This window comes from Actinomadura sp. GTD37 (genome assembly GCF_041951365.1).
Lineage (GTDB): Bacteria > Actinomycetota > Actinomycetes > Streptosporangiales > Streptosporangiaceae > Spirillospora.
Genome location: NZ_JBGNUS010000011.1, coordinates 120,559 through 134,266 on the forward strand (window position 1 = coordinate 120,559; position 13,708 = coordinate 134,266).

Genomic DNA, 13,708 nt, shown 5'->3' on the forward strand with positions numbered 1-13,708 from the left:
GCGTTCCGCGGCCCGGCGGGCGCGGCCTCGTTCCGGCCTCCGTCGTTGCCTGTATGGATCGCGGTCTCCTTCCCGTGGCGGCGCGACGCGAGCGGTGTGAAGAAGCAGAGTATGGCGCAATGCCCCCGAGCAACAGGGGGAAATGAAGTAAATTGTCCGGATTTGCCGCTATCCACTTGCGCGAGTCTGGCAAGATCACTCGGCGCGCGGGCATCGCCGCAGGTGACACGGAATGGTGCCAATACGTCCGAAAGGCGCCAAAGGGGTTGCGGTCCCGTCGCGGGCCGCCTTTATGATCCAGGGACCCTCCGCGCCGGAACGTTCGAGGTCACATGAAATCCCCCCGTACGCGCTCGATCCGCTCGAAGGTGACCGCGCTGCTGCTCGTGCCGATGCTCTCGCTCGTCGCGCTGTGGGGATACGCCGCGAGCGTCACCGGGCGGGAGGCGCTCGCCCAGCGCAGGTACCACACGCTCGACCGCGAGTTCGCGCCGAGCGGCCAGGGCGTCCTGGTGGAGCTCGGCAGGGAGCGCCTGGCCTCCGCGGTGTTCCTCGGCACCCCGCGCGCCAGCGCCGGCGGGACGCCCGCCGACCTCGTCGCCCAGCGCGTCCGCGTCGACCGGGCCGTCGAGCACTTCCGCCGCGAGGCGACCTCGGACGCCGCACGCGGCGCCACGACCGAGGAGATGAAGAGCCGCGTCACCGACGTCCTGCGGGCGCTCGGCGGGCTCGGCGGGCTCCGCTCGGCGGTCGACGGGCGGCTCGTCGACCGGCTCACCGCGATCAACAACTACAGCACGATGGTCGACGACATGCACTGGCTGTACGACGGCCTCGTCGTCATCGACGACTCCGGCCTCTACAACTGGACGCTGTCCACCCGGCACGCCGGACGCGCCATGGAGCTGCTCCAGCGGGAGAACGCGCTGGTCTCCTCCGCCCTCGTCACCAAGGGCCGGATGACGCCGGCCGAGCACCGGCTGTTCGTCGAGATGGTCGGCGAGCAGCGCTGGCAGTGGGTCAAGCAGCGCTCGCTGCTCGACCCGGCCGTCTACCGGACCGGGACCGCGCAGGTCTTCGCGTCCCCCGGGTACCAGAGCTTCAAGGGCATCGAGGACCGGATCGCCGACGCCGACCCGCGCGCGCCGCTGCCCGTCGGCGGCCAGGAGTGGCGGCGGACCGCCGAGCCGCTGGTGCTCGCGGTCAACGAGATGGTGCTGGGCAACTCCAAGCGCGCCGGTGAGCACGCCGACCGGCTCGGCCGCGACGCCTACGTCCGGCTCGGCGTCGTCGGCGGACTCGGCCTGCTGGCGCTCCTCGCCTCGGTGCTGCTGTCGCTGCGGTTCGCGCGCGGGTTCGTCCGCGAGCTGGTCGGGCTGCGCGGCTCCGCCGAGGAGCTGGCCGACCGGCGGCTGCCCGGCGTCGTCGCGCGGCTCGGCCGCAACGAGAGCGTGGACGTCGCCGCGGAGGCGCCGCCGCCGCGCGCGGGCCGCACCACCGAGATCGCCCGCCTCGCCGACTCGTTCGCCAAGGTGCAGCGGACCGCCGTCGACGCCGCCGTCGGCCAGGCCGAGCTGCGCGCCGGCGTCAGCCGCATCTTCCTCAACATCGCCCGCCGCAACCAGTCGCTGCTGCACCGCCAGCTCACGATGCTGGACGGGCTGGAGAGCCGCGCCGAGGCCGACGACCTGGACGACCTGTTCCGCATCGACCACCTCACCACCCGCATGCGGCGGCACGCGGAGAGCCTGATCATCCTGTCCGGCGCCACGCCCGGACGCGGCTGGCGGCGGCCGGTGCGGTTCGCCGACGTGCTGCGCGCCGCCGTCTCGGAGATCGAGGACTACACGCGCGCGACCGTCCTCACCGACTCCGCGGACGGCCTCGTCGGCGCGGCCGTCACCGACGTCGTCCACCTGCTGGCCGAGCTGATCGAGAACGCGGCGACGTTCTCCCCGCCGAACACCGAGGTGCGGGTCATGGCCGAGCGGGTCGGCACCGGCTTCGCCGTCGAGATCGAGGACCGCGGCCTCGGCGTCAAGCCGGAGCTGCTCGCCGAGGCCAACCGGCGGCTCGCCGAGCCGCCCGAGTACGACCTCGTCGACACCGACCAGCTGGGCCTGTTCGTCGTCGCGCGGCTGGCCGCCCGGCACGACATCTCCGTGACGCTGCAGCGGTCCCCGTACGGCGGCGTGACCGCGATCGTCCTGCTGCCGCACGACCTGGTCGTCCCGGAGGAGCAGATGGCCGCCGGCGTGCTGCCCCCCGCGCCGGAACCCGGCGAGGACGAGGCGTCCCCGCTCGACACCGCGACCGACGGCGTCGCGGAGCCCGCGGCGCTGGTGCCCGCGCCGCGCCCGGAGGCCGTCGTCCCGCTGTGGGACGCGGCGGTGCGCAGCATCGAGACCGGCCCCGGGGAGGCGCCGCCCGCGCTGCCCCGGCTCACCGGCCCGTGGGGCGCGCCCGGGGAACCGGAGCCCGCCGCCCCGCCGCGACCCGTCCCGAACCCGTGGTCGGACGACGCCGTCCCGCAGCCGGCGCCGACCGTGGCGGACGCCCGCGGCGAGGACGCCGACGGGGAAGACGACTGGCAGCCGGCGGGGACCCATGCGGGCCTGCCCCGCCGGGTCCGGCAGAAGAACCTGGCACCGCAGCTGCGCAAGCGGCCACCGCCGCGGGCGCCGGCCGGTGCGGGGGCCTCCGGGGGCGTGGCACGCTCGCCCGAGGAGGCACGCTCACTGATGGCATCGATACAGCAGGGATGGCGGCGCGGCCGCGCGACGGACGCGACCGACATGGGGGATGAGGGAGCCCGATGACGCACAACACCGTGACAGGCGAACTGAACTGGCTGCTCAACGACTTCGCCGAACGAGTGACGACGGTGCGGCAGGCGGTGATCCTGTCCCGGGACGGCCTGGCCGTGGCCGCCTCCAACGAGCTGGCCCGCGAGGACGCCGAGCACCTGTCCGCGCTGGCCTCCGGCGTGCAGAGCCTCGCGCGCGGCGCCGGCCGGCACTTCGCCGGCGGGAACGTCCGGCAGACCATCATCGAGATGGACGCGCTGCTGCTGTTCGTGACGGCCGCGGGCGACGGCACCTGCCTCGCCGTCCTCGCCGAGGCCGAGGCCGACGCCGGCCTCGTCGCCTACGAGATGGCGGTGCTGGTCAAGCGGGTCGGCCAGCACTTGCAGGCGAGCCCGAGGTTCGGCGCGCAGGGGTCCGGCCAGGACTTCGGAGGCGCCGGGGGGACCGCGCCGCGGGGCTTTTGACCGATGTCCCCGTCGGCAGAGCGGTGGCTGGACCGGGACGCCGGTCCGGTCGTGCGCCCGTACGCGATGACCCGGGGCCGGACCCGTCCCGAGGGCGCCGGCTTCGAGCTCATCGCGGTCGTCGCCGCCACCGGCGTCCCGCCCGGTGACCGGCTGCGCTACAGCCCCGACCACGCGCGGGTGCTGCGCCGCTGCGCCTCGCCCGTCCCGGTCGTCGACCTGGCGGCCGACCTCGCGCTGCCCATCGGCGTCGTCCGGGTGCTGCTCGGCGACCTGCGGGACGAGGGCCTCGTCGCGGTCGTCGCCGAGGAGCGCGCCCCGGCCGGCCGCCGGCCGCCCAGCGGCGTGCTGAGGGAGGTGCTCAATGGCCTCCGCGCACTCTGACGGGACGCACTCCGACGGGACGCGTCCGGACCGGTTCGGCGGGGCGCCCGCGCCGCTCGTCACCACCAAGATCCTCATCGCCGGCGGGTTCGGGGCCGGCAAGACCACCATGGTCGGCTCGATCAGCGAGATCAGGCCGCTGCACACCGAGGAGCCGCTGACCGACCGCGGCGCCGGGGTGGACGACGTGTCCGGCGTCGGCGCCAAGACGACCACGACCGTCGCCATGGACTTCGGCCGCATCACGCTGTCGGACCAGCTGCTCCTCTACCTGTTCGGCACGCCCGGCCAGGAGCGGTTCTGGTTCATGTGGGACGAGCTGGCGGCCGGCGCGATCGGCGCCGTCGTGATCGCCGACACGCGCCGGCTGACGGGCAGCTTCCCCGCGATCGACTACTTCGAGCGCCGCGGCGTCCCGTTCGTCGTCGCGGTGAACTGCTTCGACGGCGCGCGGACGCACCGGCCGGGCGACATCGCGATCGCGCTCGACCTCGATCCGGGCGTTCCGGTGGTGCTCTGCGACGTCCGCCGCAGGGAGTCGTCCAAGGAGGTGCTCGTCGCGCTGATGGAGCACGTCCTGACCTGGCCGGACGCGGGGGACGCGGGGGACGGTGACCGGATGCGCGATCATCGCGAACCCGCGACGTAGTAGGCTCCCGCACACCCCCGTACTCCACGCATCGGGAGGTTTCCCCCGCATGTTCCACCCCCCAATGCCGCACGGCCCAGTGCACGAGAACCAGCCAGTGAGGGTCCGCCAGCCGTGATGGCCCGCGGTTTCTCCTCCATCCGGGCGAGGATCACCCTGCTGGTCCTCGTGCCGCTGCTGGCGCTCGCCGCGCTGTGGGCGTTCCTCACCGGCATCACCTACGGCGACGCGCACCAGCTGCTGCAGAGCCGCGAGTTCCAGCAGAAGACGGTGCTGCCCACGCAGCGGCTCATCGACGCGCTGCAGAAGGAGCGGCGGCTGTCGGTCGCCGAGCTCGGCGGGGCCCGCGGCGAGGCCGGCGCGATGCGCACCCAGCGGCAGGCGACCGACCAGGCGGCCGAGGACGTGCGCGAGGGCGCCCGCGACGGCGGGCTGCGGGACGCGATCCAGCCCGTGGTCGTGCGGCGGATGGACGACCTCGTCGACAGGCTCGCCACGCTGAAGTCCCTCCGCCGCGGCGTGGACGAGCGGACGGGCACGCGCGCCCACGTGATGCGCGAGTACGGCGAGCTCATCGACGGCGGCTACGCGATCTACAGCGCGACCACGCCGGCGGACGGGGAGCTCACCGGGCGGGTCCGCACGCTCACCTCGTTCGGCCTGGCCCGCGAGTACCTGGCCCGCGAGGACGCGCTGCTGACCGGGGCGCTCGCCGCGGGCCGAATCACCGCCGCCGAGCGCGCCGAGTTCGCCAAGCTGGTCGGGGCGCACCACACGCTGCACGAGGTCAGCGCCCGCGACCTCTCCGCGGCGGACCACGCCCGCTACGAGCGGCTCATGTCCTCCCCGGCCGTCATGCAGATGATGCGGCTGGAAGACCAGGTCATCGCCGGCGCCGAGCCGCCGAAGGCCGCGGCGCGCCGCACCCGCACGTCCGGCGGCGGCACGACCGGCACGTCCGGCACGGGAACGCCGGCGGCCGGCACGGGCGGGACGGCCGCGACCACAACGCACGGCCACGGGCAGCCGAACGGACAGCAGGGGACGCGCTCCGGGCAGGCCGCCCCCGTCATCGAGCCGACCGTGTGGCGGTCGGTCGCCGACACCGCGAACGGGCAGCTGTACGAGCTGGAGAACCGGATCCTCGACGAGGTCGTCGGCCGCGGCCGGCACATCGCGATCAGCGCGTTCACCCGGCTCGGGCTCGCCGGCGGCCTCGGGCTCGCCGCGATCGTGCTGTCGTCGGTCATCGCGGTCCGCGTCTCCCGGCGGCTGGTGCGCGAATGCCGCACGCTCGCCGGCGGCGTCGTGGACTTCACCCGGAAGCGGCTGCCGAAGCTCGCCGAGCAGATCATCGCCGGACGTCCCGCCGAGCCCGAGCCGGCCCCGGAACTGGACTACCGCATCACCGAGATCCGGCAGATCGCCGAGTCGTTCGACCGGGCCCGCGAGGCCGTGCTGGTGGCCGCCGAGGGCGAGGTCGCGGCGCGGCGCGGCATCAGCGAGGTGTTCGTGAACCTCGCGCGCCGCAACCAGGCGCTGCTGCACCGCCAGCTCAGCCTGCTCGACACCATGGAGCGCCGCACCGAGGACCCGTCCGAGCTGTCGGACCTGTTCCGCCTCGACCACCTCGCGACCCGCATGCGCCGGCACGCCGAGGGCCTGGTCATCCTCGCGGGCAAGACCGCGGGGCGCGGCTGGCGCCGTCCCGTCCCGCTGGTGGACGTGGTGCGCGGCGCGGTCGCCGAGGTCGAGGACTACCCGCGCGTCCGGGTGCAGCCGCTGCCGCGCATCGCGCTGCTCGGCTCCGCCGTCGCCGACGTCATCCACCTGCTCGCCGAGGTGGTGGAGAACGCCACCACGTTCTCGCCCCCGCAGTCGCCGGTGCGGGTCAGCGGGCACCCCGTCGCCAGCGGTTTCGCCCTGGAGATCGAGGACCGCGGCCTCGGGATGACCGAGGAGGCGCTGCGCGCCGCGAACGAGCGGCTCGCGAACCCGCCCGAGTTCGACCCGTCCGACAGCGCCCAGCTCGGCCTGTTCGTCGTGGCGCGGCTCGCGCAGCGGCACGACATCACGGTCACGCTCCGCCCGTCCCCCTACGGCGGGACGACCGCGATCGCGCTGATCCCCGGCTCGCTCATCGTGGAGAGCGCCGACCCGGACCCGGCGATGCGCCGTCCCACCGGGCCGATGCAGGTGCTGCCGGGCCAGCCCGCGGCGCTGGCGGCGTCCGCGCGCCCGGCGGTCGGGTCCGGCCGGGCCGAAGCCGGCGGAGTCGTCCGGCTGGTCGCCGAGCCCGCCGCGGTGGAGCCGCCCCGCCGGCACGCCGCGCCGCCCGCCGCGCGGCCCGAGCCCGCCGGGGCTCCGCCGGAGCCCGAGGCGCCGCCGAGGGAGGGCGAGCTGCCGAAGCGCAGGCGGCAGACCCACCTGGCGCCGCAGCTCAAGGAGCGCGTGGACGCGCACCTCGCCGCCCAGGGCCAGACGCCGCCCGGACCGCCCGCGCCGCCGGACCCGCCGCCCGCACGCGAACCCGCCGCACCCGGGCCCGCCGCACGCGAGCCCGCGGCGCCCGAGCCGGCCGCACGCGAGCCCGAGCCGGCCGCGATGCCGCTGGCCGCGCCCGTCCCCATGGACGAGGCGCCGCCGCCCGGCGAGCCGGCCGGGACCGCCCCCGCGGACGCGGCACAGGACGACGATGAGACCCGCTCGGCCGAGGCGATGCGATCGATGCTGTCCGCCATGCAGGCCGGCTGGCAGCGCGGCAGGCAGGACGCGGCCGGCGCGGAGGCACCAGGCTCGGCGCAGCCCGCGCGGAACCCAGGCGACCAGGAGGACGACACCCCATGACACATGCCCAGCACTCCGGCACGGAGGTCCCGGGCGGAGCCGGCGGTGACCTGAACTGGCTGCTGGACAGCCTCGTCCAGCGGGTCGCCCCGGTGCGGAACGCGGTGGTGCTGTCGAGCGACGGGCTGAAGATGGCCTCGTCCGCCGGCCTCGCCCGGGAGGAGTCCGACCACCTGGCCGCGGTCGCCGCGAGCTTCCAGAGCCTCGCGCGCGGGGCGGGGGAGTCGTTCGGCGGCGGCCCCGTCCGGCAGACGATCGTGGAGATGGAGTCGTCGTTCCTGTTCGTCACGGCCGCCGGGCGCGGCGCGTGCCTGGCCGTGCTCGCCGACGCCGACGCCGACCTCGGGATCATCGCCTACGAGATGGCGATGCTGGTGACCCGGGTCGGCCAGCACCTGTCCGCCGATCCGCGGGTGGCCGCGGCCGAACCCGGCGGGCGGTGAGATGGGCGGCACGGCCTGGTACGACGACGCGGCGGGGCCCGTGGTCCGCCCGTACGCGCTCACCGGAGGCCGCACGCACTACGACGGCGACGAGTTCGACCTCGTCGCGCTGATCGCCGTCGCGGACCCGCCGGAGGCCGCGGACGGCGCCCTTCCCGCCGCGCCCTGGGCCCCCGAGCCCGAACATGACATGATCCTGGAGCTTTGCCGCACCCCGTTGTCGGTCGCCGAGATAGCGTCGGATCTGGAACTCCCCCTCGGGGTGGTCCGTGTCCTGCTCGGTGATCTGCTCGACCACTCGCTGATACAGGTCCGGCGTCCCGCGCCGGTGGCGCAGTTCCCCAGCGAGCGCGTACTCAAGGAAGTGATCGATGGAATCCGTGCGCTCTGACGCGGGCGCCCACCAGGGCGAGTCCGCGCTGACGGTGAAGATCCTCGTGGCCGGCGGTTTCGGCGTCGGCAAGACCACCCTGGTGAGCGCGGTCAGCGAGATCCGTCCGCTGCGCACCGAGGAGGCGCTGACCGAGAAGAGCATCGGGGTCGACGACACGAGCGCCGTCATGAACAAGACGACGACGACCGTGGCGATGGACTTCGGCCGCATCACGCTGCCGAACGGCCTCGTCCTGTTCGTCTTCGGCACCCCCGGCCAGGACCGCTTCTGGTTCATGTGGGACGAGCTGGCCAAGGGCGCCCTCGGCGCCGTCGTCCTGGTCGACACCCGGCGCCTCGCCGACTGCTTCGCCTCGGTCGACTACTTCGAGCGGCGCGGCGTCCCGTTCATCATCGGCGTCAACCAGTTCGACGGCGCCGGCCAGCACTCCCACGACCAGGTCCGCAACGCCCTCGACCTCCCCGCGGACGTGCCCGTCATCTCCTGCGACGTGCGCGACCGCGAGGACGCCAAGCGGGTCCTCATCACCCTGGTCGAGCACATCATGCGCACCATGAGCGGCCGCCAGGCCGTCAGCTACTAGCGGCACCGCAGGCCGGCGCCCGCCCCGCGAACCGCGCGGCGGGCGCCGGCCGTTGCGCATCCGTGACTTTGTCCTCTAAGTGGAGAAAGTTTGAATGATCTAGGGAAAAGGTCTTCTCAAGGCGGCGAAAGCGGGTTACGGTCTCGGCCATGAGACCGGAGTCACACGGCTCCGGCCGGCCGGACCGATCCCGAGAGGACGGCGTGATGCGCATGTCGGCTCGCCCGCAGAACGTGCATCAGGCACGACTGCTGCGGCTGCTGCGTGACGAGGGGCCGCGGTCGCGCGCCGAGCTCGGGGACGTCGTCCGGCTGTCGCGCTCGAAGCTGGCCGTGGAGCTCGACCGGCTGGTGGAGCTCGGGCTCGTCGAGGGCGCGGGGCTCGCGGCGTCGCGCGGCGGGCGGCGGTCCGGGATCGTGCGGCTGTCGCCGAGCCTGCGCTTCGTCGCGTTCGACATCGGCGCCACCTCCATCGACGTCGCGGTGACCGACGGCGCGCTGGAGGTGCTCGGCCACGTCAGCGAGCAGTGCGACGTGCGGCAGGGCGCGACCGTGGTCCTGGAGCGGGCGCTGGACCTGCTCGGCAAGCTGCGCGACGAGGGCCTCATCCCGCAGGTGCACGGCACGGGGATCGGGGTCCCGGGGCCGGTCAGCTTCCGCGACGGCATGCCGGTCGTCCCGCCGATCATGCCCGGCTGGGACCGGTTCCCGGTGCGGGACGCCATCGGCCAGGAGCTGGGCTGCCCGGTGCTGGTCGACAACGACGTGAACCTGATGGCGCTCGGCGAGCTGCACGCGGGGCTCGCCCGGTCGGTCCGCGACTTCCTGCTGGTGAAGATCGGCACGGGCATCGGCTGCGGCATCGTGGTCGACGGGGCGATCTACCGGGGCGTGTCCGGCAGCGCGGGCGACATCGGCCACATCCGCGTCGACGACGACGGGCCGATCTGCGCCTGCGGGAACGCCGGCTGCCTGGAGGCGTTCTTCGGCGGGGCGGCGCTCGCGCGGGACGCCGAGGCGGCGGCGCGGGCGGGCGAGTCGCCCGTGCTCGCGGCGCTGCTGGAGACGCACGGGGAGCTGTCCGCCGAGCACGTCGGCGAGGCCGCGGCCGCGGGCGACCCGGCCGCCGTGCGGATCATCCGGGAGGGCGGCCGGCACGTCGGGCAGGTGCTCGCCGGCCTCGTCAGCTTCTTCAACCCCGGCCTCGTGATCATCGCGGGCGGCGTCGCGGGGCTCGGGCACACGCTGCTCGCCGAGATCCGCAGCGTCGTCTACCGCCGGTCGGCGCCGCTCGCGACCGGCAACCTCCCGATCGTGCTGTCCGAACTCGCCGGCGCCGCCGGCGTGGTCGGCGGCGCCCGGCTCATCAGCGACCACGTCTTCTCCGCGTCCTGAGGAGGCCCACCATGGAACCGCTGCTGCTGATGCGCGGCATCGTCAAGCAGTTTCCCGGCGTCCGCGCCCTCGACGGCGTCGACCTCGACGTCCGGCCCGGCGAGGTGCACTGCCTGCTCGGGCAGAACGGCGCCGGCAAGTCCACGCTCATCAAGGTGCTCGCCGGCGCGCACCAGCCGGATGAGGGCGAGATCGTCTTCGCCGGGGAGCCGGTGCGGCTCGCCGGGCCGACCGCCGCGATGCGCGCCGGGATCGCGACCATCTACCAGGAGCTCGACCTCGTCGACGGCCTGTCGGTCGCCGAGAACGTCTTCCTCGGGCACGAGCGGGCCCGGTTCGGGTTCACCCGGCGCGGGGACGCCGAGCGGGCGGCCCGCGAGCTGCTCGGGCGGCTCGGGCACGGCGAGATCCCGCCGCGCCGCGAGGTCGGGCGGCTGCCCGCGGCGGGCAAGCAGGTCGTCAGCATGGCCCGCGCCCTGTCGCACGACGCCCGGCTGATCGTGATGGACGAGCCGTCCGCCGCGCTCGCCCACGACGAGGTCGGCAACCTGTTCCGCATCATCCGGGAGCTGACCGCCGCCGGCGTCGCGGTCGTCTACATCTCGCACCGGCTGGAGGAGATCCGCGAGATCGGCGACCGGGTGACCGTCCTCAAGGACGGCCGGGCCGTCGCGGTCGGGCTCCCGGCGAAGACCACCTCGACCGACCGGATCGTGTCGCTGATGACCGGGCGCGACGTGGAGTACGTCTTCCCCGAGCGGCCGGAGCCCGGCGGCGACGCCGCCGAGGTGCTCCGCGTCGAGGGGCTCACGCTGCCCGGCGCGTTCGAGGACGTGTCGCTCACCGTCCGCGCCGGCGAGATCGTCGGGCTGGCCGGGCTCGTCGGGTCCGGGCGCTCGGAGATCCTGGAGAGCGTCTACGGCGCCCGGCGGCCGTCGCGGGGGCGGGTGCTCGTCGACGGGCGCCCCGTCCGGCCCGGCGACACGGGCGCGGCGGTGCGGCGCGGCATGGGCATGGCGCCGGAGGAGCGCAAGAGCCAGGCGCTGCTGCTGAACGAGACCGTCGCCGGGAACGTCACCGTCGCCGGGCTGTCCCGGTACGCGTCGTTCGGCTGGCTCAACCGCCGCCGCGAGCTGGCCGACGTGCGCCGCCAGATCGCGGCGCTCGACATCCGGCCGCCCGATCCGCGGCGTCCCGTCGTGACGCTGTCGGGCGGCAACCAGCAGAAGGTCGTCCTCGCCCGGTGGCTGCTCGACTCGGCCGGGCTGCGGCTGCTGATCCTGGACGAGCCGACCCGCGGCGTCGACGTCGGCGCCCGCGCCGAGCTGTACGCGGTGATCCGCGAGCTGGCCGGACGCGGGATCGGGGTGCTGCTGGTGTCCAGCGAGGTGCCCGAGGTGCTCGGGCTCGCCGACCGCGTCCTCGTCGTCCGGGAGGGGCGCGTCGTGCACACCGGCGACGCCCGCGCCCTCGACGAGACCGCCGTGCTCAACATGATCATGGAAGGGAGTGCCCTGTGACCGACACGCGTCCTTCTGCGGGGGTGCTCGGCCCGCTGGCCAAGAGACCGGGCGGCGGCGGGCCGTGGCGGCCGTTCGCGCGGAACGGGGGTGCGGGGACCCGGGAGGTCCACCACCTCGGGCTGGTCGCCGCGCTGGTGCTGCTCGCGGTCGTCGGCCTGGTGACGGAGCCGGACAACTTCGCGACGTCCGGGAACGTCGTCGGCATCCTGGCGCTCGCCGCCACCATCGGCGTGATCACGGTCGGCCAGACCTTCGTGATCATCGGCGGCGGGATCGACCTGTCCGTCGGGTCGGTGATGGCGCTCGCCTCGGTGTGGGCGACCACGGTCGCGACGCAGTCCTACGGCCCGGGGGTGATGGCGCTGTGCGCGATCCTCGTCGGGACGGGCTCGGGCGTCGTGACCGGGCTGCTGATCTCCTACGGCCGGATGGTCCCGTTCATCGCGACCCTCGCGATGCTCGTCGCCGCGCGGGGCCTCGCGCAGCGGATGTCGGACCGCAGGACCCAGCTCGTCCGCCCCGAGAACGACGCCATCGAGGCGCTGTCCACGACGAAGCTGCTCGGGCTGCCGCTCGTCGTCTACATCTTCGCGGCCGTCGCGGTCGCCGGGTGGCTGCTGCTCAACCGCACCGTGTTCGGCCGCCGGACGTTCGCGGTCGGCGGCAACCCGGAGGCGGCGCGGCTCGCCGGCATCGACGTCCGCCGGCACACCCTGCTGCTGTACGCGCTGTCCGGGTTCTGCTGCGGCATCGCGGCGCTCATCATCATGGCCCGCACCACCACCGGTTCCAGCACCCACGGGGACCTGTACGAGCTCGACGCGATCGCCGCCGTGATCATCGGCGGGACGCTGCTCACCGGCGGGCGCGGGACCGTCGTCGGGTCGATCCTCGGCGTGCTGATCTTCACCGTCATCACCAACCTGTTCATCCTGAACGGCCTGCAGACCAGCGACCAGCTCATCGCCAAGGGCGCGATCATCGGGATCGCGGTGCTGCTGCAGCGGCGCGGGCTCCGCTCGCCCACCTGACAACCCCACCCCCCCACGTCCAGCGCCGCGCGTCCCCCGGGGAGGCGCGCGGCGGGGACGGCCCATCCCTTCATCAGGAGCACGTCATGCGTGATCAGAGCCCCCGTCAGGCGAACACCCGTCCCACCCGCAGAGGCGTCCTGTTCGGCGGCGCCGTCGTCGCGGCGGGCGGCCTCGCCGCCGCCTGCACGGGCAACAGCGAGAAGGACGACCCCGCGCCGGCCGCGCAGGCGGGTTCGCTCGCCGGCGACAACGACAAGCCGGGCAAGCAGGTCACCGTCGGGTTCTCCGCGCCCGCCGCCGACCACGGCTGGATCGCGGCGATCGCCAAGAACGCCGAGGCGCAGGCCAAGAAGTACAAGGACGTGACGTTCAAGCCGGTCGAGCCGACCAACGACATCAACCAGCAGATCTCCGCCGTCGAGTCGCTGATCCGGGCGAAGGTGGACGTCCTGGTGATCCTGCCGAACGACGGAGAGCAGCTGAACCAGGTCGCCCGCAAGGCGATGGACGCCGGCATCCCCGTCGTCAACCTCGACCGCGTGTTCCCCGACAAGCTGTCGTACCGGACGTGGGTCGGCGGCGACAACTACGGCATGGGCGTCTCCGCCGGCCACTACATCGGCAAGAAGCTGAAGGACAAGGGCGTCTCGAAGCCGGTGATCCTGGAGATCCAGGGCATCGCGACGCTGCCGCTGACGCAGGACCGCAGCAAGGGCTTCGCGGACGCGCTGAAGTCCTACGGCTTCTCCGTCACCGCGAAGCAGGACGCCAAGTTCACCGTCGAGTCCGGCAACCAGGTCGCGTCCAACCTGCTGCAGGCGCACAAGAAGATCGACGCGCTGTGGAACCACGACGACGACCAGGGCGTCGGCGTGCTCGCCGCGATCAAGCAGTCCGGCCGCAAGGAGTTCTTCATGGTCGGCGGCGCCGGATCCGCCAACGCCATGCGGGAGATCAAGGCGGGCGGCGGCGTGCTGGAGGCCACCGTCACCTACCCGCCGACGATGGCCGCGTCCGCGATCAAGCTCGGCCGGCTGATCGCGCAGGGCAAGGGCATGACCGACCTGGTGGAGCTGCAGGTGCCGCAGTCGATCACGCTGGCGTCCGAGACGGTCACCAAGGACAACGTCGACACGTACATGCCGCTCGGCTTCGAGTCCTGAGCGACGGGGGCGCCGGCGCGTCC

Annotated in this window: 12 protein-coding genes; all 12 read left to right on the forward strand. The window is 74.0% G+C overall.

Annotated elements, in window-relative coordinates; all coding sequences use genetic code 11:
* The first annotated feature begins 332 nt into the window (after positions 1-332).
* The 12 genes from ACA511_RS36515 to ACA511_RS36570 all read left to right on the forward strand — a co-directional run bounded on the left by ACA511_RS36515 (position 333) and on the right by ACA511_RS36570 (position 13,685).
* A complete protein-coding gene (locus ACA511_RS36515) occupies positions 333-2,819 on the forward strand; it encodes a nitrate- and nitrite sensing domain-containing protein (protein ID WP_375029288.1) in 2,487 nt (828 codons plus the stop codon).
* Positions 2,816-3,271: a roadblock/LC7 domain-containing protein gene (locus ACA511_RS36520; protein ID WP_375029289.1), complete on the forward strand. Its 456-nt coding sequence runs from the start codon at positions 2,816-2,818 to the stop codon at positions 3,269-3,271. Before ACA511_RS36515 ends, ACA511_RS36520 begins: the two co-directional genes overlap by 4 nt.
* A 3-nt stretch (positions 3,272-3,274) precedes the next feature.
* Complete coding sequence (locus ACA511_RS36525; RefSeq protein WP_375029290.1) at positions 3,275-3,655, forward strand: DUF742 domain-containing protein; 381 nt, start codon at positions 3,275-3,277, stop codon at positions 3,653-3,655.
* Positions 3,636-4,304, forward strand: coding sequence for an ATP/GTP-binding protein (locus ACA511_RS36530; protein WP_375029291.1), 669 nt, complete (start codon positions 3,636-3,638; stop codon positions 4,302-4,304). Before ACA511_RS36525 ends, ACA511_RS36530 begins: the two co-directional genes overlap by 20 nt.
* Positions 4,305-4,421: 117 nt before the next feature.
* Entirely contained in the window at positions 4,422-7,151 is a 2,730-nt protein-coding gene (locus ACA511_RS36535; RefSeq protein ID WP_375029292.1) for a nitrate- and nitrite sensing domain-containing protein, read from the forward strand.
* A complete protein-coding gene (locus ACA511_RS36540) occupies positions 7,148-7,594 on the forward strand; it encodes a roadblock/LC7 domain-containing protein (protein ID WP_375029293.1) in 447 nt (148 codons plus the stop codon). Before ACA511_RS36535 ends, ACA511_RS36540 begins: the two co-directional genes overlap by 4 nt.
* Position 7,595: 1 nt before the next feature.
* Positions 7,596-7,985, forward strand: coding sequence for a DUF742 domain-containing protein (locus ACA511_RS36545; protein WP_375029294.1), 390 nt, complete (start codon positions 7,596-7,598; stop codon positions 7,983-7,985).
* Complete coding sequence (locus ACA511_RS36550) at positions 7,966-8,571, forward strand: ATP/GTP-binding protein (RefSeq protein ID WP_375029295.1); 606 nt, start codon at positions 7,966-7,968, stop codon at positions 8,569-8,571. The genes ACA511_RS36545 and ACA511_RS36550 overlap by 20 nt, the downstream gene beginning before the upstream one ends.
* A gap of 206 nt (positions 8,572-8,777) precedes the next feature.
* Positions 8,778-9,965: an ROK family protein gene (locus ACA511_RS36555; RefSeq protein WP_375029296.1), complete on the forward strand. Its 1,188-nt coding sequence runs from the start codon at positions 8,778-8,780 to the stop codon at positions 9,963-9,965.
* An 11-nt stretch (positions 9,966-9,976) separates the two neighbouring features.
* On the forward strand, positions 9,977-11,485 hold the full coding sequence (locus ACA511_RS36560; RefSeq protein WP_375029297.1) for a sugar ABC transporter ATP-binding protein: 1,509 nt from the start codon (positions 9,977-9,979) through the stop codon (positions 11,483-11,485).
* Positions 11,482-12,519 (forward strand): ABC transporter permease, encoded by a 1,038-nt coding sequence (locus ACA511_RS36565; protein ID WP_375029298.1) that lies wholly within the window; start codon positions 11,482-11,484, stop codon positions 12,517-12,519. Before ACA511_RS36560 ends, ACA511_RS36565 begins: the two co-directional genes overlap by 4 nt.
* Before the next feature lie 86 nt (positions 12,520-12,605).
* A complete protein-coding gene (locus ACA511_RS36570; RefSeq protein ID WP_375029299.1) occupies positions 12,606-13,685 on the forward strand; it encodes an ABC transporter substrate-binding protein in 1,080 nt (359 codons plus the stop codon).
* The last annotated feature ends 23 nt before the right edge of the window (positions 13,686-13,708 follow it).